This window comes from Sphingomonas sp. 179-I 2A4 NHS, from assembly GCF_045369135.1.
In the GTDB taxonomy this organism is placed as follows: domain Bacteria; phylum Pseudomonadota; class Alphaproteobacteria; order Sphingomonadales; family Sphingomonadaceae; genus Sphingomonas.
In genome coordinates this window covers 16,675-41,052 of sequence record NZ_JBIQFL010000010.1, presented here as the reverse complement: position 1 = coordinate 41,052, position 24,378 = coordinate 16,675, and the positions used below count along the sequence as shown (strand labels likewise).

Sequence of the window (24,378 nt, the reverse complement as noted above, 5' to 3'; positions counted from 1 at the left end):
ATCCCTTAAGGATGGCGCCCCTTCTTCTTCCAGTCTCGATCGAACGTGGAACTGCTTCGTCGCGGCGGATGCTGCCGCCTTCGTGCGGGCAAGGGGCTTACCTCGATGATTTTTCCCGCTAGTCTTGGCGGCACGGCGGGTGGGGAGTTGGCGTAGCATGGCGGAAGCGGTGGCGCAGCGTGGCTTTGGCGCAGCCGTCGGCCCGTATCTGAGGCCGCGGCCGATCGCTGCATTCCTGCTGGGCATTTCGAGCGGCTTCCCGCTGACGCTGTTGCTGGGCACGATGACGTTCTGGCTGGCGCGCGTCGGCATCGACAAGAAGACGATCGGCTTCGCGATCGGGCTCACTACCCCCTACACCCTGAAATTCCTGTGGGCGCCGCTGATCGACCGGATTCGCCTGCCGGTGCTCGCGAACATGTTCGGGCAGCGCCGCGCGTGGCTGTTCCTGGTCCAGGCGCTATTGTTCGTTTCCGTCTGGATGCTGGGCGCGAGCGAGCCCGAGAACCACATCGGCGTCTTCGCCTTCTGGGCGATCATGACCGCGTTCCTGTCGGCGACGCAGGACATCGTGATCGACGCCTATCGGATCGAGATCCTCCCCGACGAGGAACTGGCGCACGGCACGGCGATGAACCAGTTCGGCTATCGCACCGGCAACTTCATCGCCGGCGTCGGCACGATCGCGGTGGCGTCAAGCGAGGGCCTGGGGCTTGGCTGGGCGCTTGGCTACGGCCTGACCTCACTGTGCCTCATCCCGGCGATCATCGCGGCGATATGGGCCGGACCGGGGCTGCACGAACAGGTGCGGGCGCGCGGCGGCAAGGGATGGTTCACCGACACGGTCGTGAGCCCGTTCCGCGAATTCTTCCAGCGGCGCGGCGCCGTGCTGATCCTGCTGTTCGTGCTCGTCTACAAGCTGGGCGACGCGATGGGGCAGGGGATGCTGAACCCGATGATCGTCGAACTCGGCTTCTCCGACACTGAGTTCATCGCGATCAACAAGGTGGTGGGGCTGTGGGGGCTGCTGATCGGCACCGCGCTTGGTGCGCCGTTCCTGGCGTGGCTGGGGATGGGGCGCGCGCTGTTCGTGTCGGGCATGCTGATGATGCTGTCGAACGCGACCTTCGCGATCCTGGCGGCGAAGGGGCATTCCAATACCTGGCTGTTCATCGCCGTGGCGACGGAGCAGGTGACGAGCGGGATCGGGCTGACGGTGTTCGCGACGTACCTCTCGGGGCTGGCGAACCTTGCCTATACCGCGACGCAGTTCGCGCTGCTTAGCTCCTTTGCGGTGGTGGGGCGAACGTGGCTTTCGACGCCGTCGGGCTATGTCGCCGATACGTTCGGCTGGGTGGGCTTCTGGATCGTGACGATGATCGTCGCCCTGCCGGGGCTGGTGCTGCTGTGGTTCCTGTGGCGCAAGGGGTTCGTGGTGGAGCGGGCACGGCAGGTGGAGCCGGAAGAGGTGGAAGTGCCCGCCACGCCGCAGAAGCTGACGCCCTAGCGCCCAAGCGATGCTCAGGCGGTGATCGGGCGGCCCTCGTCGGCGAAGGCGGCGGCGACTGCGGCGGCGCTGGCGAGCACGCCATCCACGTTGCGGATGCCGAGCAGGTCGGCCAGCAACAGCCGCGACGTTTCCGAATAGCATTCGACACGGGCGAGCACCGTCAGGAGCGCGGCTTCGGCGGGGGTCGCGCGGCTGCAGCAGCAATGCGCGATCGAGATCGGGCGAGCGGCAGCTGACGCCATGTCCGCCATGAAGGCGCGGAGCAGCACGAGCGGGCGGCGGAAGCCTTCTCCGAACGCGGTGAAGACGGCGTGCGCGGCGCGCGCGTCAGCAAGGCCATGCGCGCCGATGCGGCGCATCGCGAAGAGCGCCAGCCGCGCGTTCGGGCAAATCGGCAGCGCGTGGGGCAGCGCGGAAAAGGTGGTGGTGGCGGATAGGGACATGGGGAACGACTCCTCTCGTCCCGGCACTGTCCCCAATCCGCTATTGCAAGTCAATCGCAACTAACACGCTAGGCAGGCAGCTCGTCGTTTGCCTCCAGCACCTTGCCGGCGAGGTATAGCGATCCTGCGACGAGGATACGGTCCGGGGTGTGCGCAGCAAGAAGATCGAAGGCCGATCCGATGTCATCCGCGGTTCCGGCCGTGGCGCCGTTGGCGCGGGCGAGATCAGCGAGCGCTTCGGGATCGTGGCAGGCGTGGCCGGGGACGGGCACGGCAACGAGGTGGACAGTGCTGGCCATGCCGACGAGGTGCCGGACGACGCCCGCTGCGTCCTTGTTGGCGAGCATGCCGAGCACGATCGAAGTGGAAGCGTCGCGCGGCCAATCCGCGGCGATCGCCGCGGCGGCCGAATCATTGTGGGCGCCGTCCAGCCAGACGCCGCCGGGCGGTATCGTGCCGAGCCGCCGGGTGAGCGGGCTGTCGGCGAGCTTCTGCATCCGGGCGGGCCAATGCGCGTGCTGGAGGCCGGCGGAGAGCGCGGCATGGCGAACCGAAACCGTACGCTGATGGCGGATCATGGCCACCGCAAGACCGGCATTGGCGATCTGATGCGCACCAATGAGCGCAGGTGGGTGCAAATGGAGCGGGCCGAACGCGTCCTGGTAATGCAGCCCGTCGGAACGCGCCTCCACATCCCATGTGTCGCCGCGCGCGCAGAGCAGCGCGGCGCGGTCGTCGGCGACGGCCTCGATCGCGTGCCGGGCGACGTCAGGATAGGATTGGGTGACGAGCGGGACGCCGGGCTTGGCGATGCCGGCCTTTTCGAAGGCGATGCGAGCGAGCGGGACCTCGGGCACGCCGGGCTCCGGCGCGAGCAGGAAGCCTTCGTGGTCGATCCCTAGCCCAGCGACGCCAGCGACAATCGGCGTCAGCACGTTGGTGGCGTCGAGGCGTCCGCCGAGCCCAACCTCGATGACGCAGGCATCAGCGGGCGTGCGCGAGAAGGCGAGGAAGGCGGCGGCGGTGGTTACCTCGAAGAAGCTGGCGCCAATGTCTCCGCCCACGTCGAGCACTTCCTGAAGCAGCGGGGCGAGCGCTTCGTCATCGATCAGCCGGCCGGCGAGCCGGATCCGTTCGTTGAAGCGGACGAGGTGGGGGCTGGAATAGACGTGCACCGCCTTTCCATCCGCTTCCAGCATTGCGCGCAGGAAGGCGCAGGTGGAGCCCTTGCCGTTGGTGCCGGCGACGTGGAACACGGGCGGCAGATGGTGGTGCGGGTCGCCGAGCCGGGCGAGCAGCGCACTGATGCGCGACAGGCCGAGCACGTCGGCGCCGGGGGACAGCGACCAGAGCCGATCAAGCTGGGCCTGCACGGCGGGATCGGTTGAAATCGCGTGATCGGGCATCGGTCCCCCCTCCCGCCGGCGGGAAGGGGCTAGGGGAGGGCTTGTCCCTTAGCCCAGTGCGTTGGTCCCGGGGGCAAGCCCTACCCCTTAGCCGTGACGTGGAGCGGCGTGCTTAGGCCACTTTGCGTTCCGGGCAGAGATAGCCAATCACCGTCGCGAGCTGCTCGCGCAGATCCGCGCGGTGGACGACCATGTCGATGAGGCCGTGTTCCAGATAATATTCGCTGGTCTGGAAATCGTCCGGCAGCTTTTCGCGGATCGTGTTCTCGATCACGCGGCGGCCAGTGAAGGCGAGCGTCGCGCGCGGCTCCGCGATTTGGACGTCGCCGAGCATCGCATAAGCCGCCATCACGCCGCCCGAGGTGGGATCGGTGAGAACGACGATGTACGGCAGTCCGGCATCGTGCAGCATCTGGATCGCGACGGTGCTGCGCGGCATCTGCATCAGGCTGAGGATGCCTTCCTGCATGCGCGCCCCCCCGCTGGCGGTGAAGACGACGTACGGAGACTTGTCCGCGATCGCGGCTTCCACGCCCTGGATGAAGGCTTCGCCCACGGCCTGGCCCATCGAGCCGCCCATGAAGGCGAAATCCTGCACGCCCATGACGACCTTGTGGCCGTGGATGCGGCCCCGCGCGTTGATGAACGCGTCCTGCTCACCGGTCTCGGCGCGGGCGGCCTTCAGGCGATCGGCGTAGCGCTTCGAATCGCGGAACTTGAGCGGATCCTCCGGTGCCTTCGGCGCAGGCAGCACGTCGGCGCTGCCGGGATCGAACAGCTGCGCGAAGCGAGCCGCAGGGCCGATGCGGCCGTGATGATCGCACGTCGGGCAGACGGAGAGGTTTTCCTCCCACTCCTTGGTGAACACCATGGAGCCGCACCCCTTGCACTTGTGCCAGAGGTTGTCAGGAGTTTCCTTCTTCGCCGGGACGACGAAGGAGAGCGCGTTACGGACGCTCGAGAGCCAAGTCATGCATCTACCTTTCGCGCGGCGTGGATCGCGCCGCTGAGGGTCGCAACATAGTCGCGCACGGCAGCCGGCGCATCCCCGCCGTGACGCTCGACGAGTTCGACGATTGCCGAGCCGACGACGACGCCATCGGCGACGCGGGCGATCGCCTGCGCCTGCTCGGGCGTGCGCACGCCGAAGCCGACCGCGATCGGAAGATCGGTGGACTGCTTCAGCCGGGTGACCGCCGTCTCGATCGAGGTCTGTGCTGCCTGCTGCAGCCCGGTGATGCCGGCGACGGACACGTAATAGACGAAGCCGGAGGCGCCATCGAGCACGCGCGGGAGGCGCGCCGCATCGGTGGTGGGAGTGGCGAGGCGAATGGGATCGATCCCGGCGGCGCGCAGCGCCGGCCCGAGCGCGTCGTCTTCCTCGGGCGGGACATCGACGCAGATCACGCCGTCGATGCCGGCATCCTTCGCGGCAGCGGCGAACCAATCCGGGCCGCGGCGGAGCATCGGGTTCGCATAGCCCATCAGCACCAGCGGCACCTGCGGGTGGCGGCCGCGGAAATCCTTTGCGATCCGCAGGATATCGGCGGTTGTCGTGCCGGCGCCGAGGCTGCGCAGATTGGCCGCCTGGATCGCCGGGCCATCCGCCATCGGATCGGTGAAGGGCATGCCGAGTTCGATCACGTCGGCGCCGCCGGCGACGAGCGCGTCGAGCACCGCGGCGGTGTCACCGTCACCCGCGGTGATGAAGGTGACGAGCGCGGCACGATCCGCACCGAACGCCTGTGACAGGCGGCTCATATCGCCACCCCCAGCGCGTGCGCGACGGTGAAGATATCCTTGTCTCCGCGGCCGCACAGATTGGCGAGGATCACGTCGTCACGCTTCATTTCCCGTGCCTTACGGCCCACCGCTGCGATCGCATGCGAAGGTTCGAGCGCGGGAATGATGCCCTCGGTGCGGCAGAGCAGCTGGAAGGCGTCCAGCGCCTCGTCATCGGTGACGCTGGTATACTCGACGCGGCCGATATCCTTCAGCCAGGCATGTTCCGGGCCGATGCCGGGATAATCCAGACCGGCAGATATGGAATGCGCCTCGGCGATCTGGCCGTCGTCATCCTGCAGCAGATAGGTCCTGTTGCCGTGAAGCACGCCGGGGAAGCCGCCGGCAAGGCTTGCGGCGTGGCGCTTCTCCAGCCCTTCGCCCGCTGCCTCGACACCGAGCATCTTCACGTCGGTATCGTCGAGGAACGGGTGGAACAGGCCGATCGCGTTCGAGCCGCCGCCGATCGCAGCGACGAGCAGATCGGGCAAGCGGCCGGTGCGCGCGAGCATCTGGGCGCGGGCCTCCCGGCCGATCACGCTCTGGAAATCGCGGACAAGCTCCGGATACGGGTGCGGGCCGGCGGCGGTACCGATGATGTAGAAGGTGTCGTGGACGTTCGCGACCCAGTCACGCAGCGCCTCGTTCATCGCATCCTTCAGCGTGTTCGCGCCGGAGGTGACGGCGCGGACCTCGGCCCCGAGCAGCTTCATGCGGAACACGTTAGGCTGCTGCCGCTCGACGTCCTTGGCGCCCATGTAGATGACGCAGGGGAGGCCGAAGCGCGCGCAGACCGTGGCGGTGGCGACGCCATGCTGACCAGCGCCGGTTTCCGCGATGATCCGCGTCTTACCCATGCGGATGGCGAGCAGGATCTGGCCGATGCAATTGTTGATCTTGTGCGCGCCGGTGTGGTTGAGCTCGTCGCGCTTGAACCAGACCTCTGCGCCCATGCCGTCCGGCGCGCTCGCACGGAGTGCCTCCGTCAGCCGCTCGGCATAATAGAGCGGCGAGGGGCGGCCGACATAATGCTCCAGCAGATCGTCGAACTGCGCCTGGAACGCGGGATCGTTCTTCGCGGCGCGATATTCGCGCTCAAGATCGAGGATCAACGGCATCAGCGTCTCGGCGACATAGCGGCCGCCATAATCGCCGAAGTGGCCACGATCATCGGGCTGGGCCCGGAAGGAATTGGGGGCGTTCATGATGCGGCGACCGATTGCAGGAAGGCGGTGATCTTGTCCACGTCCTTGACGCCGGTCGCGGTCTCGAGACCGGAGGAAGCGTCGACCAGCCGCACCCCGGTACGCCGGATCGCCTCGGCGACATTGGCCGGATTGAGCCCGCCGGAGAGCGCCCAGGGCAGGGCGTGGCTGACGCCGTCGAGCAGCGACCAGTCGAAGCGGATACCCATCCCGCCGGGGAGCGTGGCCGCATCCGGCGTCTTGGCGTCGAACAGGATGCGATCGGCGGCGCCGGTGAAGTGGCGCGCCTCCGCGACGTCAGCCTGCGCCTTCACCGCCACTGCTGCCCAGGTTTCAATGCCGGTGGCCTGGCGCAACGCGGCGACGCGTGCCGGCGCTGTCTTGTGAAGCTGGATCGCGGTGAGGCGAGCGGCGCGCGCGGCCTGCTCGACCAGCGCATCATCGGGATCGACGAACACGCCGACGCGCCCGACATGGCCCGGGGTGCGGCCGGCAAGTGCGGCTGCCCGGTCGAAACCGAGATGGCGCGGCGAAGGCGGGAAGAAGACGAACCCGACGTGGCTGGCGCCGCCGGCGACGGCCGCGTCGAGCGTCTCGATCGTCGAAAGGCCGCAGATCTTTGCGGTTGCTGGCATGAAGAACGGTCCTGTCGTGGAAGCGCGGCCAGACGGCGCGCGCACCAAGCTCAATCAATGATCAGCGTCAGGGATCCCGGTAGGCGGGGCGCGCCTGTCAGAGCGTCGCGCTGATCGTGCGGGCGGCGGCGTCCGGATCCTCGGCCTGGGTAATCGGTCGACCGACGACCAGGATCGAGGCGCCGGCGTCAAGCGCGGCGCGCGGCGTCACCACGCGCTTCTGGTCCCCGATCACGCCGTCCGCCGGGCGCACGCCGGGTACGACGAAGAAGCCGCTGGGCCACAGATCGTGGGCGGCCTTCACTTCCTCGCCCGAGCAGACGATGCCGTCGACGCCGGACGCCCGGGCGAGTTCGGTGAGGCGAAGCACCTGTTCGTGCGCGTCACCGCGAATGCCGGTGGCGGCGAGATCGCGCTGATCGAGGCTGGTGAGCATGGTGACGGCCACTACCTTCGTCCCCGACGGCGCGGCGGCCTTCGCGTCTTCCAGCATCGCCTGGCCGCCAGCGGCGTGGACGGTGAGGATCGCCGGTTCGAGCGGGCGCAGCGCCTGGATCGCCTTGCCGACGGTGTTGGGGATGTCGTGGAGCTTCAGATCGAGGAAGATCGGCAGGCCCAGGTCCGCCATCTCGCGCACGCCGCTGCGCCCGTTCGCAAGGAAGAATTCCAGCCCGAGCTTGATGCCGCCGACGTGATGACGGACGCGCGCGGCAATTGCCTTCGCGCGTTCGAGGTCCGGTGTGTCGAGCGCGACATAGATGCGGTTGGTCATGGACGTCAGGCCGTTGCGGGAGGAACGGGGGGAAGCGGGGTTGGGGTTGGTGCGGGGGCGGCCGGGGCGGGCGTTGCAATTGCCATTGGCGCTGGCTCCGGCGCGACCGGTGTCGCCTCATGCACGACGGGCGCGAGCGGCACGGCGCGAAGATCGGCGATCGTCCGCTCCGCCGCGGCGAGGCGCTGGCTAAGGCGCCAGCGGATGGTGCGCTGGAACAGGAAGGTCGGAACGAAGCCCAGGAGGAACGTTGCCAGCAGCAAGAGCGGCAGGTTCACCTCGGCGATCAGATTGCCGAACACATGGACCGGCACCCAATTCCAGTTGGCGAAGGTGAACATGGCGGCAACGAAGGCGATCAGCGCCCAGAACAGGATTTTCAGGAACTGCATCGTTGGGGCTCCGGCATGCGGCGGACGCTATTACGCGCGGGCCGCTTTGACCAGCCTTCAGCCGATCTCGCTGCGCAACTGGGTGATCAGCGCCGAGGCGGTGCCAAGCCGCGGTTCCTCCTCGTCGAGGATGGCGAGGAAGGCCGCGCGCTTGGCCGCAGCGACCTGACCGGGCCGCATCCGCGCCTCCGCCGGGAGCGCCGAGACGATGATGTCGATCATCCGGTCCGCCCCGTGGAGGCGCCCCCAGAGATAGTCGTTCTCGCGATACGCCCTGCTAAAGAAGGCGCCGAAGTTGCTGAACTGAATGCCTTTCAGCGTCGCCTCCGCGCCGCCGGCGCGGATTGCGGTGGCGTCGTCCGGCGAGATGCGATCCACCTTGATCGGATCGAATTCGTCGATCCCCTCGCCCTGCAGCAACGGCAGGGTGGCGAGATCGAAATAAGGAAAGCCGAGGTAATGGAGCAGCAGCGCGCGGCGTGGCTGCCGCGGCAATGCGCCCAGCGTGTCGGCGAGGCGCTGGTCCGTCTCCGCATCAAGCTGCGTCAGGTTCATCGAGGCGGCGAGGCGATCAAGCAGCGCATCGGTATCGCCGTTGCGGCGGCGCACATCGGCGCGCAGATCGCGGTGGCTGCTGGCGAGGCGCCGCTCGAGATAGGCGGCAAGCGAATCGTAGATCGCGTCGCGGATCGGCTGCAGCTGTTCTTCCTCATGCTCCGCCTCAAGCTCGGTCAGGCGGCGGGCGAGGAGGCGCAGGCGACGGATGCGGAAGCCGATGTCGAAGGTACGCAGGAAATCGATCGACGCGGCGCTCGACGCGTCGGACGGTGCAGCCTCGTCATATCCCCGCGCGAACAGCGCGGCCTCGATCCGCGCGCGAATCTGGTCCCCGCGCGCCGCGCCGGCCTTGCCGCCCACGGTGTGCAGCAAGTTGGTGATCATCTCCACCACGCCGGCGATCTTGAGATGGGCGTAGCCGGCATAGCTGAAGCCCGCGCGGTCAGTGGCGGCGATCTGGGCGCGGCGGCGCCACGACGAGAGCCGCGCGGGCGTCGGGCGATCGAGGAAGAAGGTGCGGCCGAACAGCGCCTCGACCTCGGCCTCCACCTGGGGGCGGAGCGCGGCGGTGATGGTGCGCATCCGCTCGATGCGGCGGGAGCGGGCGGCGATCGCCTCCAGATTGTCGCGGATCGGCTGCTTGCGCGGCAGTTCGCTGATCGCGCCGATGATCGTCTGGAAGAAGCCGGGCGCGGTCTCGCTGCCCGACGAGAGGCGGAACTTCATGCCGGGTGACGGATCGATATAGACGAAGCGGCGGTCGATCTCACGCCGGGCGGGGCGTTCCTCCAGCGCGTCGATGGCGGGGCGGAAGGGGGCGTTGGCGAGCACCGATCCGTCGATCAGCGCGGCCTTGTCCGCCGCATTGGCGGCGGCGTGGCGCGGCAGCGTGCGGTGCAGGAACTCCTCGCGGCCGGGCCAGCTCGCCTCGCGCTTATCCAGCACGCCATCGAGCTCTGCCGGCGTGAAGGCGGGGAAGGCGCCGGGGAAGCTGGACGTGGCGCGGGCCGCGAACGTGAGCTCGGGCGGGGGCGCGAGCGTCTCGCACGGGGCGCCGCGATCGCTGAACGAGATGACGAGGCGGTGCTCGGTCTCGACCACCTCGGGCGGCGAGTGGAGCGTCAGCCGCTCGGGATGACCGGTGAAATCGGTGACGGTAACGAAGAGATCGAGCGGCTGGCCCGGGGGCAGCAGCCGCGGCCCGCGCGGGGCGGCGGCCATCGCCTCGAAGGCGTCGAGCAGCATGCCGGTGAAGCCGGGGCCGTCGAACGGCGGCTCGAACCAGCGCGAGCGGACAAAGTGCGACAGCTTCGTGCGGACTTCCTCGCGCGTGTGATCGTCAAGGCCATCGAGCTTCTCGGCGCTACGGCCCGCAGCCATCCAGGCGAGCGGCAGCGCCCAAGCCTTCGAGAAGCGCGAGGCGGGCGCGGCATCGGGCGCGATCAGCGCATCGACATCGGCATGTTCGAGCCAGAGATCGGTGAGTGGATCGAGCGACTGGCCGGCGCTGAGCGCCTGGGCGAGGAAGATGCCGTTGATCCCGCCCGCGCTGGCGCCGGCGATGATGTCAGGCAGGATGCGCAGCCGCACCTCGGCCGTCTCGGCGATCTCCGACAGCAAGGCGGCATAGGCGCCGGCGCTGCCGCCCAGCGTCTGCCCATCATGGCTGGCGCGGCTGGCACGGGCGACGTGCCAGATCTCCTTGGTGATGCCGTGCATGTACACCGCAAGGCTGATCCCGCCGTAGCACACCAGTGCCAGCCGCAATTCCGACTTACGCGTCATGCCAGCGACAGGTTTGCCCAGATCGGGAGATGATCGCTGGCCTTTCGCGCCGCGGCGCTGGTGTGGACGCCGGCCTCCACCACCGACACGTCGTTCGATACCATGATCCGGTCGAGCCGGCCGATCGGGCGACGCGCGTGGAAGCTGGGGCCGGTTTCGGCGACGGCATAGTCACGCGAGAAATCCCTGAGGCACCCGCCGGCGCGGGTCCATTCGTTGAGATCGCCCATCAGGACGGTCGGCCGCCGGTGCGTGCTGCTTTCGACATGGGACATGATGGCCGCGGCCTGACGGCGACGCCACAGGCCGGAAAGATCGAGGTGCATCCCGATCACGCGAAGCACCCCTTCCGCAAAGCCGATATCGGCCATCACGGCGCCGCGCGGCTCAAGCGAGGGCAAGTGGATGATTTCGCAATCGACCAGCTGCGCGTCCTTGCGGATCAGCAGCGCATTGCCGTGCCAGCCCATCGAGGCGACGCGGACGCCGAAATCGACCGGTTTCCAGTCGGTATGTTCCTCGAGCAGATGCGGGGTGATTACGGCGGTGCGATCGCCGAAGCGCAGATCGGCCTCCTGCAGCGCGATCACGTCGGCATCCACCTCGCGCAGAACCTCGAGGATCCGTTCGGGGCTGCGGCGGCGATCCGTGCCAACACCCTTGTGCATGTTGTAACTGGCGACGCGGATCATGGGGATTGTGGAACGCTCCTCCGCGCGATGTGGTTGCGGCCGCTTGGTCGACGCCAGGTCGCACGTCGATTGGCCGAGCCGCTGCGATGGCGCAAGCACCTAGCGCGGCATCACGAGGCAAGGAGGCGGCCATGATATTCGAGTTGACGATCATCGTGCCGCTGATCGGCGTTGCGGCAATGCTGACCACCGCTCGGCGCCGCGATCCCGAGCGGCGCCGCCGCCAGGAGGCCGCCTGGCGCGAGCTGATCCGCACCGCCGGGCTTCCCGAGCGCTGATTGCGGGAAAGGACCGGTTCGGATCTTCTCTGCTGCCAAAATTGCTGTAAGCTGATCAACTCGTGGTGGGGGATTTTCGTCGATGGCTCGTCTCGACTTCTTCTCAGGCGCTTCCGAGCGATGGAAGACGGATGCGAAGATCAGGGCGCGCCGCGTCATCGCCGAACATGCCGACGATCCAATTGGCTATGTGCAGCGCCGCATCAAGCTGAGCCGCTTCGGCACGTTCGAGCGGCGACGCTGGAACTATATCTGCAAGCTGGTGACCAAGGACGTTGAGCGGGAGCGCGCCAAGGCGCTGGCATCGGCATAGGCACGCCTCAGCGTGCCTGCCGCACCATTTCAGCCACGCCTTCGCGCAGCCAGCGTGTCTTCGTGAAGCCGCGGTTCGACAAGGCGATCATCATCACGCCGCCCGGCAGCCGCTCGAAATCCGAGATATAGCCGTTGGTGCCGCCGGTGTGCCCTTCCATGGTGACGCCGTTCACCGTGGTGACGATCATGCCCAGGCCGAACTGGCGCGGCGCGGGGCCGCTCGGTTCGGTCACGAGATCGAGCTTCATCGCGGCGTAGCTTTCGCGGGAGATCACCCGGCCTTCGCTGAGCGCACGGTCCAGCGCGACGAAGTCATCGACGGTCGCGCGCACGGCGCCGGCGCCAAGCTGCATGAAGGCGTAATTGGTGGCCTGTTCCAGCTTCCCCGGCGTGCCGTTGAAGCCGATCGCGACGCCCGGCTCCGTCACCGCGAGCGGGTGACCGAGCAGGACATTGGGCGGCTCGACCGAGGCGGTCGCCATGCCGGCGGGCTTGAAGACGAGGGTGTCGAGAAGCTCCGCAAAGGGGCGACCGGCGGCGTGGGCAGCCGCGTCCGCGAGAAGCTCGAAGCCGAAATTGTTGTAGGCGAAGGCGATGCCGGCCGGCGTTAGCAGGCGGGCACGATCTTTTGGCACGCGCGCAAGGGTATCGCGCATTGCGGCTTCCGGCGTGCTGCGGAAACTCCCGAAGGCGAGGTCGGACAGGTCCTGAATCCCCGACGTGTGGTTCAGCAGCATGCGCAGGGTGACCGGCCGCCACGTGCGCGGCACGTCCCGAACGTAACGGCTGACCGGCGCGTCTAGTTCGAGCGTGCCGAGTTCGGAGAGCCGCATGACAACCAAGGCGGTGAGGAACTTGCTGGTGGAGAAGATCTTGAAGCGCGTGCCGCGAGTGTTGACGATGCGGTTGACGGGATCCGCCATTCCGCATGCATGCTCGTAGAGCCGCCGCGAACCGGCTTGGATCAGCACCACGCCCGAGAAGGTGCCGCTGGCGCACTGAGCCTTCACCTCGCGGTCAATCGCGGTGATGTCATAGCTTTGGGGGGCATCCGCCGGCGCAGCGGCGGTGAGGCTGGCGGCAGCGACACTGGCGGCGGCAAGGCGGGACAAGGCGGATCGTAGCACACTGGCACTCGTGGTGACTGAAGGAAGGCTGCTGTATCGACTACAAACGTAGTCATCAAGTGTTGCTGAGATCGCACCGCCGCTCTCCGTGCGGGCCAGCCGGTCCGGGCACACGTAGGTAGGTCTACCCATAGTCCCACTCTACCCGTCGGCATACCAAGTTCACGACGGGAGGCCGAATGATGAGCTGCTGGCGTCGCGATGGGTTTGCGGGAACTGGAGCAACAAGTCTCGTCCGTCGTGTCTCGGCAGGTGCTTACCGGATCGCTCTGCGGCCCGTCGTTATACTGATGCGGCCATCTGTCGCTTCTACCAACACTCCCCTGCTTCTGGTGAAGTTAGCCGGGCTTTTGATGCGGCGCAGGCGCCCGGCCGGAGGTGCGGCTGCGTCCAGCATCGCAGCGCTGGCGAGTCGTGCATGATGATCGACTTGCCGCCTCCATCTGCCGACGTTCAGGCCGTCTTGATCGCCCAAGAGCAGGAATGCACCGGCGGAGAAGACTGCGATATTCCCGCGGGCCGCGACAGCGGGCTTCAGGTGACCGATGGATCGGTCCGGCGAACCGGAAGGACGAGCCTGCCCGAAGGTGGCCCCTCGGCGCTCGAATCAGAGGAATTGAAGGACAATTCGCCAGTCAACACGGCCAAGACGACGATCTACGACAAGGATGGTCTTGCCGTCCGCTGGTACTTCCAGGGCGGGCTGAACCTCGTCAGCGAATCAAATCTGTTCTGGAACTTCGCCTCGGTCTACGCGCCGGATGCGCGGTTCAACTCCAACCAGAACTGGCTGGAATCCTACGTGAAGCCGGGCCTTGGCTTCGACAAGACCTTTGCGAACGGCGGTACCCTGTACGGCAAGGTTTCCGGCGTCGCCTCACGGACCTGGGGTCGGGACGCCTTCGACGCCAAGGACGAAGGTGCGATCACGCTGGAGGAGGGCTATCTCGGCTATCGCACGGCGGATCACCCCGTCGCGTTCGACGGCTCGTTCGGCCCGCGCGAGTTGCAGCTGGGCAGCGGCATGCTGATCGCGAACGGCGGGACGAGCGGGTTCGAGCGCGGAGCGCTCAAGTTCGGGCCGCGCAAGGCTTGGAAGCAGGCGGGGATCATCCGCATCATCAACGGGCGGCGGACGATCACCGGCTATTTCATCGAGCCGCGCGAACTGAAATCGAACAATGGCCACAACCAGCTGGCCGGTGCCGACATCCGCTACGATTCCGCCGGCGGCGACTATCTCGGCTTCACCTACGTCAACGTGCTGCGATCGCAATCTCCGTACATCCGCGCCGCGCCGGACGGCCTGGGCGCGCCGACGATCATCCCCGACGGGCGCGACAAGACGAACGCGATCAACCTCTATTTCCGCGCCATCGGCAGCGAGGGCTTGCTGCGAAACTGGTTTGCGACCGGCGACTTTGCTTACGAGTGGAACAACCGGATCAACATGTCCGCCTGGGCGGGCCGCGCGCAGGTCGGCTATCGGTTTGCAGAGACGTCGTGGACGCCGACGCTCACGGGCACCGTCAAGGTGTTCTCCGGCGACGATCCGACGACGCCGAAGCTCGAGCGGTTCGATCCGCTGTACTACGAGGGATCGCCGGGTGCCTGGGCGACCGGATCGAAATCCTCGATGGTGTTCATCAACTCGAACCTGCGCGCGCTCGAACTCGCGTTCGCCGTTCAGCCGTCGAAGCAGGACGCGCTGACGCTGCGCTTTGCCCGGATCGACGCGGACAAGCTCGGCAGCCCGATCCAGTTCGGCCAGACGACGCGGCTCGTCTCCACGCCGAGCGGGTTCAACCTGATCTCGGGCGTGACCAAGCGGCATCTCTCGGACGATTTGTTCCTGGAGTATAACCACATCTTCGGGCCGGACGTGTTCCTGACCGCGGGGGTGAGCGCGTCGTTTCCGGGCGCCGGGATCAAGGCAGCGGTCCCGGGAACACCGCCCATCTGGTCTGGAGCATTCATCAATGTCGTGGTCAATTACTAGCGCCTCGCGCCTGGGGCTTGCCTGCGCCGCCGCCATCGCCGTTGCGGCAGTGGCCGTGTCGGCACAGGAACAGGCGAGTTCTTCCGCCGGGAGCACGCAGAAGGCGCCTTTGTCGGCGGCGGAATCAGACCCGCGCGTGATGGGCTGGATGCAGGGCTTCCCCCCGCCCAAGGACAAGCTGATCATGCAGCCGGAATCCGACTATTTCAGCTTCCCGAAGCTGCGCTGGTCGGTCTGCCACATCCGCCAGCTGCTCCCGACGGTGGAGATCAACCGCGGCCTGAAGAACGCCATTCCGCTGACCTATCTGCCGCCGGCGGAGCTTGCGCAAACGGCGAAGGCGATCAACGCGCTGACGTTCACGCCGCTGAATTCGAACAAGCCACTGACGTGGGAGCAATCGCTCGGCGTCAATTACACCGACGGCATGTTGATCTTCCACAAGGGGAAGGTGATCTATGAATGGTATTCCGGCTGCCTGGAGCCGGACGCCAAGCACGCTGCCATGTCGATGACCAAGTCCATGACGGGGCTGTTGGCGGAGATCCTGATCGCCGAAGGGAAGCTCGATCCGAACGCACTGGTGACGCGCTATGTGCCGGAGGTCGCGAAGAGCGCGTTCGGCACCGCGACGGTGCGCGAGGTGATGAACATGACCACCGGGCTCGACTATTCCGAGGACTATACCGATCCCAATGCGGGCGTGTGGAAATATGCCGCCGCCACCAGCCCCTTGCCAAAGCCGGCCGGCTACGAGGGGCCGAACGGCTATTTCGAGTTCCTGGAGCAGATCAAGCCGGAGGGGAAGAACGGCGAGGGCTTCCATTACAAGACGCCCAATGCCGATATGGTCGGCTGGATCGTCTCGCGCGTCAGCGGCAAGTCGGTGGCGACGCTGGCGTCGGAGCGGCTGTGGCGGCGCATGGGCGCCGAGCAGGACGCCTATATGACGGTCGACGCCATCGGGACGCCGTTCGCCGGTGGCGGGCTGAGCGCCGGCATGCGGGACATGGGCCGCATTGGCCTCCTGATGCTGAACAAGGGCGTCATCAACGGTGAGCGGCTGTTCCCCGCCGCGGCGGTGGAGGCGATCCGCACGGGCGGCGACCCGAAGAAGTTCGGCAACGCCTATCCGGCGCTTGCCGGTGGGACCTACGCCGGGCTGTGGTGGATCTATCCCAGCAATCGCACGATCATCGCGGCACGCGGCGTCCACGGGCAGACCGTGTATGTCGACTGGGATGCGGACATGGTGCTGGTGAGGTTCGCGTCGATGCCGACGGCGTCAAACGGCTTGAACGACCCGACGTCGCTGCCCGCGTATCGCGCCGTCGCCGGATATCTGAAATCGCGGCGGTGACGGATCGCTGGCGTTGAGGGGGTGGTGCCGGTTGCAGGGATCGAACCCGCGACCTTCGGTTTACAAAACCGCTGCTCTACCAGCTGAGCTAAACCGGCGTGGCGGTGCTCATGCGTCAAGCGACGCCGAACGTCCAGCCTTCGGTTTCGCGAACGGTGTTGGTAAGGCCTGGCGGATGCCAGAGATCGGGGCGGCCGACGCTGGCGCGCAGCCACGCCGCGGCGAGGATCGCGTCGGTGGCGTGATCGTCATAGCGGGCGAGCGCGGCATGCGGCGCGCTGCCGATGTTCTGCAGCGCAATGTCCAGCGCTTCACCCGTGCGCATCTTGCTGCGGCCGCGCGGCATGCCGGCGGCGCGGGCGGCGATCGAGGTGTAGATCTCGACCAGCAGCGCGCCCTCGCACGGAATGCCGTCGAACGGCCAGACCGGCAGGCGGCCGTCGAGGTGATGCAGGAGGCGCATGCCGGCGAAGCTTGCCTTGGCGACCTGCGCCGCGCCGATCGCGTCATAGACGGTTGTCGGCTTGGTCGAGCGATCGCCGGCCATTTCGCAGGCGCGCCAGTGGAGGAAATCTCGCTTCGGACCGTCGGCGGCGCCGAGGTAGAAGTGGCGGCCGCGGCGTGCCTCGAGAAAGGAAGCGGCGCCGAGATCGTCGTCGGGGCTGTTGTCATCGACGTAGCGCCACAGGTCACGCGCGGTAGCGGTCTGGGTTTCGCCCGGCAGGTGCGCACCGCGGGCGAGGAAGGGGGCGGAGAAGCTGCAGTCGATCCCCACCAGCAGCGGGGATGCCGCCTCGGCCAGCAGCCACTCGAGCACGTCGCGGCGCGACCAGACCCGGTCCGGCGGGGGGACGAGCCTGGGCGCGGCGGTGCCAGCCTCACAGAGGGCGACGGCGATCCCCTTGTGGCGCTTCCCCTTCGCTCCCGACCAGTCGATCGCGGCGAAGCGGCGGAAATGCGTCGGGAGGCGGGGCGGAGTATTCGGGAAGATCAAAGGATTACGGCCAGCTCTTTACCTGCCGTCCCGGATGACATCCGCGGTGAAGCGGGCGATGTCAAAGCGCGCGCTGCCCGGATCCTCGCCGCGGCGGACGATCACCAGCCGCTCGCTGGGCACCACCATGACATATTGGCCGCGATTGCCCTGCGCGGAATAGCTGCCGGCGGGAAGGCCCTGCTTCGGCCCGAACAGCCACATAGTCGCGCCGTAGCCTGGGCCGTCGGCGGGTTGGGGGCCCGACGGCGTCGTCATGTTGCGCATCCAACCGGCGGGAAGCAGGCGCTTTCCTTGCCACACGCCGTCCTGCAGCCAGAACTGGCCGAGGCGGGCGAGATCGCGCGCGGTCGTCCAGATCTGGCTGGAGAGGAGGAGATTGCCCTGCCAGTCGGTGCCGGCGGTGGTGTGCTGCATGCCGAGCGGACGGAACAACTGTGAGGGCCAATCGGCGTAGCGGCGATCGTTGTTCATTCGCGCACGGACGGCACGGACCGCGAGCAGGATGTCGTTGTTGGCATAACGAAAGCGCGTGCCGGGCTTCACTTCGAGCGGCCAGCCGGGCACCTGTTCGGTGACGGTGGTGCCGCCGAAATAGAGCGCGTCCGTGCGATTGCCGTAATGGTCGCTGTGCAGGCCCGAGGACATGCGCAGCAATTGATCGAGCGTGATCGCCTGACGTGGATCGCCCGGCGTCTTCCATTCGGGGATACCGGCGGATTTCCTCGGATCGATCGCCAGATCGCGCGCTGCCATGCCGACGAGCGTGCCGGCGACGCTCTTCGCCACGGACCAGGTGCGGTTGGGAACGAAGGGGCCGAAACCGTCGGCGTAGCGTTCTCCGATGATCTTGCCGTCTCGCATGACGATGACGCCGAGCGTCTCGCCCTTGCCGTAGCTGGCGCGATCGAAGGCGCGCCCGATCGTGGCGGCGAGGGCGGGAGAAGGGCGCGGTGCGACGCCGGCATCACCCATCGGCCAAGGCCGCGGGTCGGCCGGCGCGGGGAGGGCGGGCGCTGTGGTTAAGGCAGGCGCGACGCGCGCGGTGCCGCCGATCGGCGCGAGGACACAGCCGGTGCGTGGGCCCCACTCGGCGCGGCGTGGCGGGAGATCGGCCGCGAACGGGACACTGACCGTGCGTGCCTTACGATCGATCGAGGCGCGAAGCTTCGGCACGATCGCGTCATATTCGGGGTAGATGCCGCGCAGTTCGACGGCGGAGACCTGCGCCTCCGTGCGGCCGGCGGCGATCACACCCTCGCACAGCATCAGCGCCTTGTAGCCGGCGGCGATTGCATGGTGGTATTCGCTGCTCGTCTGCTGCGCGATCACCTGCGCGTTCGCCGGGACCGCCGCCGTCGCTGCGAGGCTAGCGGCGAGGACCCCGCTCAGCGCGGAGCGCCTCCCAATGCGCCAGCCGCTCCGCGATCCGCTGCTCGAAGCCACGTCCGCTGGGAGAGTAGAAATGTTGCGGGCCGAGTTCGTCCGGCCAGTAATTGGCCCCTGAGAATCCATCTGCACTGTCATGGTCATAGGCATAGCCTTTGCCATAGCCGATGTCTTTCATCAGCTTCGTCGGTGCATTGAGGATTGTTGAAGGGGGCATCAGCGAACCCGTTTCCCGTGCGCTGCGCCAGGCGGCACCCATCGCCTTGTACGCGGCATTCGATTTGGGCGCGGTGGCGCAATAGAGACACGCCTGGACGATCGCGAGTTCGCCTTCCGGCGAGCCAAGGAAGTCATAGGCGTCCTTGGCGGCGAGGCATTGTACCAGCGCCTTCGGATCGGCGAGCCCGATGTCCTCGCTGGCAAAGCGCGTGATGCGGCGAAGGACGTACAGCGGCTCTTCACCAGCGGTGAGCATGCGCGCGAGATAGTAGAGCGCGGCCTGCGGATCGGACCCGCGCATCGACTTGTGAAGGGCGCTGATGAGGTTGTAATGCCCCTCACGATCCTTGTCGTAGACGGCGACCCGGCGTTGAAGAAACGCCGATAATCCGGCCGGATCGAGCGGCTTCTCAAGATCGACCGAGAAGAGCGTCTCAACCTGGTTGAGAAGGAAGCGGCCATCGCCGTCGGCGCTGGCGAGAAGCGCGTCACGCGCCGCCTCATCAAGCGGCAGCGGGCGTCCGACCATCGCCTCCGCGCGCGTGATGAGTTCGCCCAGCGCACGCGTGTCGAGCCGCTGGAGGATCAGCACCTGGGCACGGCTGAGCAATGCGGCGTTGATCTCGAACGATGGATTCTCGGTGGTTGCGCCGACGAGGGTGACGGTGCCGTTCTCGACATAGGGTAGGAAGCCGTCCTGCTGCGCGCGGTTGAAACGGTGGATCTCGTCCACGAACAGGAGCGTGCGACGCCCCATCCTGGCTGCATCGCGCGCTTCGGCAAACGCCTTCTTGAGATCGGCGACGCCCGAAAAGACGGCCGAGATCGAAACGAAGCGCAGGCCGACCGCGTCCGCCAGCAGGCGTGCGATCGTCGTTTTCCCGGTGCCGGGCGGTCCCCAGAGGATCATCGACGACAGGCGACCTGCCGCGACCATGCGCCCGATCGCGCCTTCGGGGCCGGTGAGATGTTTCTGCCCGACCACGTCCTCCAGCCGGCGGGGGCGGAGGCGATCGGCAAGTGGGGCATCAGCAGCGGGTACGTCCGCAGCGGCCGGGGGTTCGAACCCGGCAAAGAGATCGGCCATGCGCGCTAGATAGGTGGCGCTCCGGTTTTTGCACAGCGCCCTTGACGAAGACCGCTCAAGATATATCTTGGTGCCATCTTGAGGAGAATTGTTATGGAAACCGGAACCAGGCATCGCCGCGGCCACAGCCATGGCGGCGGGATGCATCGTGGAGGCGGTCGGCCGACGCGTAGCGACGGCGCTGCGCACGCGCGCAAGGAGGGCGGACGCGACAAGATGCTCGCCGCGATGGCGGGCAAGATGGCGGCCCGGCATGGACGCGGGATGCGGCGCGGGCGGATGTTCGACGGCGCGGAGCTGCGGCTGGTGCTGCTGAAGCTGATCAGTGACGAACCGCGCCACGGCTACGAATTGATCAAGTCGATCGAGGAACTGACGGGCGGCGGCTATGCGCCCTCACCGGGTACGATCTACCCATCGCTGACCATGCTGAACGAGATCGGTCTCGTTGCCAGCGAGGATGCGGGCGACGGCCGGCGCAAGTTCACGATCACTTTGGAAGGGAGTGCGCAGCTCGACGAGCAGGCGGCGACGGTGGAGAAGCTGTTCGCACGACTTTCCGCACTGGGCGAGCAGCACAAGCGCACCGATGGCGCACCGGTGCGCCGTGCAATGGCCAATCTCAAGACGGCGCTTCAGGGACGGCTGATGCGGGGCGACGCGTCAGAAGCGACGGTGCACGACGTGGCGGCGCTGATCGACGAAGTGGCCCAGAAGATCGAGCGTTTGTAAGTACTTCTGCATCAGCATTGCGGCGCCGTGTGAGCTCGCGGGGATATGATCCCCGCGGGCCTTTCATCATTCGCTTGGCGGCACGGTTTCCGCGACCTCGCCGGCCTGGAGCCCGTGGCGCATCAGCATCGGAACGTTGGCGATGGCGAAGATCATGGTCAGCGGGATCGCGCCCCAGAGCTTGAACCCGACCCAGAAATCCGTGCTGGTGGTGCGCCAGACCGCCTCGTTCAGCAGCGCCATGAAGACGAAGAACAAGGCCCAGTTGCGCGTGAGCTTGTGCCAGCCCTGCTTGCTGAGGCCGGGATAGGCGCTTTCGAGCAACGCCTGCAGCAGCGGGCGACCGGTGGCGAGGCCGAAGCCGAGCGTCGCGGCGAAGATGGCGTACACGAAGGTCGGCTTCATCTTGATGAAGCGCTCGTCGTGGAACCAGAGAGTCAGCCCGCCGAACACGATCACCAGCGCGCCCGAGATCAGCAGCATCGGGGGAATGTGGCGCGTCTTCCACCACGACAGGCCAAGCGCCATGACCATCGCGACCATGAAGGCTGCCGTCGCTGCGACGATGCGCGCGATCGCCGGGCCCGGCGCGAGGAAGTTCACCGCAAAGAACACCAGCAGCGGGCCGTAATCGACCGCCAATCGTATCCCGGGGGAAGGTTTCGTCGTGCCGCTCACCAATTGCTCCGTTTACGTGCGCCTGCCGAACAGACGTAGCTTGATCGAGGTTTCGCTGCGCTGAACCTAGCGCCGGTCGTCAACGCCGGCGATGATCCGGCTCACCTCATGCGCGTCGAACGGGCGCAGATCGGTAATCCCCTCGCCGACGCCGATGGCGTGGATCGGCAGGCCGTAACGCTCCGCCGCCGCGACCAGCACACCGCCGCGCGCGGTGCCGTCAAGCTTGGTCATGACGAGGCCGGTGACGCCAGCGACTTCCTTGAACACCTCGATCTGCGACAGCGCATTCTGGCCGGTGGTCGCATCCAGCACCAGCACCACGTCATGCGGGGAGGCGGGATTGATGCGGCCGAGGACGCGGCGGATCTTGGCGAGTTCGTCCATTAGCTCGCGCTTGTTCTGGAGGCGGCCGGCGGTGTCGACGATCAGCACGTCGATGCCGGTCTCGGTTGCCTTCTTCACCGCATCCCATACGACGCCGGCAGCATCGCCGCCTTCGGGCCCGGTGACGATCGGCACGCCGACGCGCTCCGCCCAGGTGGCGAGCTGGCCGATAGCCGCGGCACGGAAGGTGTCGCCAGCGGCCAGCATGACGCCATAGTCCTGCTCCATCAGCAAGTGCGCGAGCTTCGCGATCGTCGTCGTCTTGCCCGATCCGTTGACGCCGATGACGAGAATGACCTGCGGGCGCGGAAAGGCCTCGATCTCCAGCGGCTTGGCAACCTTGGCGAGGACCTTCTCGACCTCCTCCGCGACGACGAGGCGGATGCCCAGCTCCTCCATGTTGCGCTCGAAGCTGCCCTCGGCGAGGCGGGCGCGGATGCGGCTGGCGGTTTCCGGACCCAGATCGGAGGCAATCAGTGCTTCCTCGATCTCGTCGAGCGTTTCCTCGTCGAGGCGGGCGGTGCCGAGGCCCGCGAGATTGCCGACGAGGCGATCGGACGTGCGCCGGAAGCCGCCAAGAAGCTTGTCGTGCCAGGAACGCTGGTCAGTCATGCTGGAATTCCAATTAGATGATCGTCGGCAGCAGCGGTGATCCGCACGTCGGCCAAGGCGCCGATCGTGGGAAGCGGGGCGGCGAGGCGTACCTCGGCGAAGCTTGGCAGATGGCCGCGATCGCCGGGCTTTTCGACCACGATCGTGCCGGTCGACCCGACGTGAGTCTGAAGCCAGCGGGCGCGGCGGTCGGCGGCGGCTTCGCGTAGGCGGGCGGCGCGGACTTTCACGACCGGCACGGGCACTTGCGGCATGCGCGCGGCGGGCGTGCCTGCGCGCGGGGAGAAGGGGAAGATGTGCGCGCCGACGATGTCGCAATCATCGAGCAGTGCGAGCGTGTTCTCGAATGCGGCGTCATCCTCAGTGGGGAAGCCGGCGATGAGATCGGCGCCGATGGCGATATCGCGCTTCGCCTTCAGCCGCTCGACCAGGGCAACGGCCTCCCGACGCAGGTGACGGCGCTTCATCCGCTTCAGGATGAGATCGTCGCCTGCCTGGAGCGAGAGGTGAAGCGAAGGCATGACGCGCGCCTCGCTTGTCACGAGATCGAACAACTGATCGTCGATCTCGATCGTGTCGAGCGATGAGAGGCGCAGGCGTGGCAGCCGCGGCACGCCCTTGAGTACCGCCTCGACCAGCGCGCCGAGGCCGCCGGCATAGCTGGTGAGATCGACGCCGCTCAGCACCACCTCGTTGGCGCCCTCGTCGACAAGCGCCGCCACTTCGGCGACGACCTGGCCTAGCGGGCTCGAGCGGCTGGGACCGCGACCCTGCGGGATGGCGCAGAAGGTGCAGCCGTGATCGCAGCCGTTCTGCACGCCGAGGAAGGCGCGGGCGTGGCGGCGACGCGGGCGCTGGTTGGGGAAGCCGCCCCAGGTGGCGGGTAGCAGCTTCGCGGCGTTGGGGACGATGCGGTCCACTTCCCGCATGGCGGCGAAGGCGGCACGGTCCATCTCCGATGCGCAGCCGGTGACGACGATCTCCGCCGCCGGCCGATCGCGGCGCGCCCGGCGGACGGCCGCGCGGGTCTGCCGCATCGCTTCGTTGGTGACGCCGCAGCCGTTCACCACCACCATGTCCCGATCACCGGCGAGCGCCCTGATCATTTCGCTTTCGGCGAGGTTCAATCGGCAGCCCAAGGTAACGACGTCGGGCTTTCGGGACGCGAGCATGGCGCGCGATCTAGGGACGGACGCGGCGTTAGTCCACGCCGCGGCGCATCACTTGCCCTGGAATACTGCCTCGCGCTTTTCCAGGAGGGCCATGACCCCCTCGCGATGATCCTGCGTCGCGTGGCTGACCGCCTGGGCGGTGGAGGCCGAGTCGAGCGCCTGATCGTAGCTGCTCGTTTGCCCCTGGCGCAGCAGCGACTTGGTAAGGCGAAGCGAGTGCGGCGGGAGCGCGGCGATCTTGGCGGCCATGGCCAGCGCCTCGTCCATCAGCGCATCGTGCGGCACGACGCGGCTGACGAGGCCCCAGTCGGCGGCGGTAGACGCGTCGATCAGGTCGCCGGTGAAGAACAGTTCGGCCGCGCGGCTCATGCCGATGGTGCGCGGGAGGAGCCACGAGCCGCCGTCGCCCGGGACGAGGCCGAGCTTGAGGAAGGTGACGCCGAACTTCGCCTTGTCCGAGGCGATGCGAATGTCCGCCATGCACGCAACGTCACAGCCGAGGCCGATCGCGGCACCGTTGACCGCGGCGATCACCGGCATGTCGAGCGAGAAGAGCGCGCGGGCAATGCGGTGGATGTTGCGCTGATATTGGCTGCGCACCGGCAGGCCGCCGCCGGAGAAGGGGCCATCCGGATCCGCCATTTTCTTCACGTCGCCGCCAGCCGAGAATGCGCGGCCCTCGCCGGTGAGGATCACGCAGCGGATGGAGAGATCGGCGTTCAGCGCATCGCAGGCGGCGCGCACCGCCTCGCCATCGCCCTCCGCGCCGAGCGCGTTCATTGCGTCGGGACGATTGAGGCGGAGGATGGCGATCGGGCCGCGGATCTCGGTGGTGATGACGGTCATGAA

The 24,378-nt window shown here is 67.3% G+C and carries 24 protein-coding genes and 1 tRNA gene; 6 read left to right on the top strand and 19 right to left on the bottom strand.

Annotated elements, in window-relative coordinates:
* Nucleotides 1-157 precede the first annotated feature (157 nt).
* Nucleotides 158-1,507, top strand: a complete 1,350-nt coding sequence (locus ACH0CP_RS15160) for an AmpG family muropeptide MFS transporter (protein WP_294444219.1) — start codon at nt 158-160, stop codon at nt 1,505-1,507.
* A gap of 14 nt (nt 1,508-1,521) precedes the next feature.
* Here ACH0CP_RS15160 and ACH0CP_RS15155 read toward each other — a convergent pair whose 3' ends face one another.
* The 10 genes from ACH0CP_RS15155 to ACH0CP_RS15110 all read right to left on the bottom strand — a co-directional run bounded on the left by ACH0CP_RS15155 (nt 1,522) and on the right by ACH0CP_RS15110 (nt 11,180).
* Complete coding sequence (locus ACH0CP_RS15155; RefSeq protein WP_294444218.1) at nt 1,522-1,953, bottom strand: DUF6628 family protein; 432 nt, start codon at nt 1,951-1,953, stop codon at nt 1,522-1,524.
* Nucleotides 1,954-2,021: 68 nt separating this feature from the next.
* The gene (locus ACH0CP_RS15150; RefSeq protein WP_294444217.1) at nt 2,022-3,359 is read right to left on the bottom strand and encodes a folylpolyglutamate synthase/dihydrofolate synthase family protein; all 1,338 of its coding nucleotides are present in this window, start codon (nt 3,357-3,359) and stop codon (nt 2,022-2,024) included.
* 112 nt (nt 3,360-3,471) lie between these two features.
* Nucleotides 3,472-4,332: an acetyl-CoA carboxylase, carboxyltransferase subunit beta gene (gene accD / locus ACH0CP_RS15145; RefSeq protein WP_294444216.1), complete on the bottom strand. Its 861-nt coding sequence runs from the start codon at nt 4,330-4,332 to the stop codon at nt 3,472-3,474.
* On the bottom strand, nt 4,329-5,120 hold the full coding sequence (gene trpA / locus ACH0CP_RS15140) for a tryptophan synthase subunit alpha (protein WP_294444215.1): 792 nt from the start codon (nt 5,118-5,120) through the stop codon (nt 4,329-4,331). The genes accD and trpA overlap by 4 nt, the downstream gene beginning before the upstream one ends.
* A complete protein-coding gene (gene trpB / locus ACH0CP_RS15135) occupies nt 5,117-6,346 on the bottom strand; it encodes a tryptophan synthase subunit beta (protein ID WP_294444214.1) in 1,230 nt (409 codons plus the stop codon). The genes trpA and trpB overlap by 4 nt, the downstream gene beginning before the upstream one ends.
* A complete protein-coding gene (locus ACH0CP_RS15130; RefSeq protein WP_406875603.1) occupies nt 6,343-6,981 on the bottom strand; it encodes a phosphoribosylanthranilate isomerase in 639 nt (212 codons plus the stop codon). The genes trpB and ACH0CP_RS15130 overlap by 4 nt, the downstream gene beginning before the upstream one ends.
* Before the next feature lie 97 nt (nt 6,982-7,078).
* Entirely contained in the window at nt 7,079-7,753 is a 675-nt protein-coding gene (gene pyrF / locus ACH0CP_RS15125; protein ID WP_294444212.1) for an orotidine-5'-phosphate decarboxylase, read from the bottom strand.
* Between the two features lie 5 nt (nt 7,754-7,758).
* Complete coding sequence (locus ACH0CP_RS15120) at nt 7,759-8,145, bottom strand: hypothetical protein (RefSeq protein WP_294444211.1); 387 nt, start codon at nt 8,143-8,145, stop codon at nt 7,759-7,761.
* Between the two features lie 57 nt (nt 8,146-8,202).
* Nucleotides 8,203-10,488 (bottom strand): patatin-like protein, encoded by a 2,286-nt coding sequence (locus tag ACH0CP_RS15115; protein WP_294444210.1) that lies wholly within the window; start codon nt 10,486-10,488, stop codon nt 8,203-8,205.
* Nucleotides 10,485-11,180: an endonuclease/exonuclease/phosphatase family protein gene (locus tag ACH0CP_RS15110; protein WP_294444209.1), complete on the bottom strand. Its 696-nt coding sequence runs from the start codon at nt 11,178-11,180 to the stop codon at nt 10,485-10,487. The genes ACH0CP_RS15115 and ACH0CP_RS15110 overlap by 4 nt, the downstream gene beginning before the upstream one ends.
* A gap of 131 nt (nt 11,181-11,311) precedes the next feature.
* On the opposite strand from ACH0CP_RS15110, the gene ACH0CP_RS15105 reads away from it, so the two are divergent.
* Together ACH0CP_RS15105 and ACH0CP_RS15100 are read left to right on the top strand one after the other, a co-directional pair.
* On the top strand, nt 11,312-11,458 hold the full coding sequence (locus ACH0CP_RS15105) for a hypothetical protein (RefSeq protein ID WP_294444208.1): 147 nt from the start codon (nt 11,312-11,314) through the stop codon (nt 11,456-11,458).
* 82 nt (nt 11,459-11,540) lie between these two features.
* Nucleotides 11,541-11,771, top strand: coding sequence for a hypothetical protein (locus tag ACH0CP_RS15100; RefSeq protein ID WP_294444207.1), 231 nt, complete (start codon nt 11,541-11,543; stop codon nt 11,769-11,771).
* Between the two features lie 7 nt (nt 11,772-11,778).
* On the opposite strand, the gene ACH0CP_RS15095 is transcribed toward ACH0CP_RS15100, so the two are convergent.
* Nucleotides 11,779-12,885 (bottom strand): serine hydrolase, encoded by a 1,107-nt coding sequence (locus ACH0CP_RS15095; protein ID WP_294444206.1) that lies wholly within the window; start codon nt 12,883-12,885, stop codon nt 11,779-11,781.
* Between the two features lie 433 nt (nt 12,886-13,318).
* Between ACH0CP_RS15095 and ACH0CP_RS15090 the strand changes: the two genes are divergently transcribed.
* The gene (locus ACH0CP_RS15090; protein ID WP_406889701.1) at nt 13,319-14,899 is read left to right on the top strand and encodes an alginate export family protein; all 1,581 of its coding nucleotides are present in this window, start codon (nt 13,319-13,321) and stop codon (nt 14,897-14,899) included.
* Nucleotides 14,880-16,259: a serine hydrolase gene (locus tag ACH0CP_RS15085; RefSeq protein ID WP_294444204.1), complete on the top strand. Its 1,380-nt coding sequence runs from the start codon at nt 14,880-14,882 to the stop codon at nt 16,257-16,259. Before ACH0CP_RS15090 ends, ACH0CP_RS15085 begins: the two co-directional genes overlap by 20 nt.
* A 22-nt stretch (nt 16,260-16,281) precedes the next feature.
* Here ACH0CP_RS15085 and ACH0CP_RS15080 read toward each other — a convergent pair.
* The 4 genes from ACH0CP_RS15080 to ACH0CP_RS15065 all read right to left on the bottom strand — a co-directional run bounded on the left by ACH0CP_RS15080 (nt 16,282) and on the right by ACH0CP_RS15065 (nt 19,948).
* A tRNA-Thr gene (locus ACH0CP_RS15080) sits at nt 16,282-16,357 on the bottom strand.
* 17 nt (nt 16,358-16,374) lie between these two features.
* Complete coding sequence (locus ACH0CP_RS15075; RefSeq protein WP_294444203.1) at nt 16,375-17,253, bottom strand: hypothetical protein; 879 nt, start codon at nt 17,251-17,253, stop codon at nt 16,375-16,377.
* An 18-nt stretch (nt 17,254-17,271) separates the two neighbouring features.
* On the bottom strand, nt 17,272-18,585 hold the full coding sequence (locus ACH0CP_RS15070; protein ID WP_294444202.1) for a serine hydrolase: 1,314 nt from the start codon (nt 18,583-18,585) through the stop codon (nt 17,272-17,274).
* A gap of 37 nt (nt 18,586-18,622) precedes the next feature.
* Nucleotides 18,623-19,948 (bottom strand): replication-associated recombination protein A, encoded by a 1,326-nt coding sequence (locus ACH0CP_RS15065; RefSeq protein ID WP_294444201.1) that lies wholly within the window; start codon nt 19,946-19,948, stop codon nt 18,623-18,625.
* Between the two features lie 93 nt (nt 19,949-20,041).
* Between ACH0CP_RS15065 and ACH0CP_RS15060 the strand changes: the two genes are divergently transcribed.
* Nucleotides 20,042-20,680, top strand: coding sequence for a PadR family transcriptional regulator (locus ACH0CP_RS15060; protein WP_294444200.1), 639 nt, complete (start codon nt 20,042-20,044; stop codon nt 20,678-20,680).
* Nucleotides 20,681-20,746: 66 nt separating this feature from the next.
* On the opposite strand, the gene ACH0CP_RS15055 is transcribed toward ACH0CP_RS15060, so the two are convergent.
* The 4 genes from ACH0CP_RS15055 to ACH0CP_RS15040 all read right to left on the bottom strand — a co-directional run bounded on the left by ACH0CP_RS15055 (nt 20,747) and on the right by ACH0CP_RS15040 (nt 24,375).
* Nucleotides 20,747-21,361, bottom strand: a complete 615-nt coding sequence (locus ACH0CP_RS15055) for a septation protein A (RefSeq protein ID WP_294444199.1) — start codon at nt 21,359-21,361, stop codon at nt 20,747-20,749.
* Between the two features lie 63 nt (nt 21,362-21,424).
* The gene (ftsY, locus tag ACH0CP_RS15050; protein WP_294444198.1) at nt 21,425-22,357 is read right to left on the bottom strand and encodes a signal recognition particle-docking protein FtsY; all 933 of its coding nucleotides are present in this window, start codon (nt 22,355-22,357) and stop codon (nt 21,425-21,427) included.
* The gene (locus tag ACH0CP_RS15045; protein WP_406875602.1) at nt 22,354-23,529 is read right to left on the bottom strand and encodes a MiaB/RimO family radical SAM methylthiotransferase; all 1,176 of its coding nucleotides are present in this window, start codon (nt 23,527-23,529) and stop codon (nt 22,354-22,356) included. The genes ftsY and ACH0CP_RS15045 overlap by 4 nt, the downstream gene beginning before the upstream one ends.
* A 48-nt stretch (nt 23,530-23,577) precedes the next feature.
* Complete coding sequence (locus tag ACH0CP_RS15040; RefSeq protein ID WP_294443435.1) at nt 23,578-24,375, bottom strand: crotonase/enoyl-CoA hydratase family protein; 798 nt, start codon at nt 24,373-24,375, stop codon at nt 23,578-23,580.
* Nucleotides 24,376-24,378: the final 3 nt, after the last annotated feature.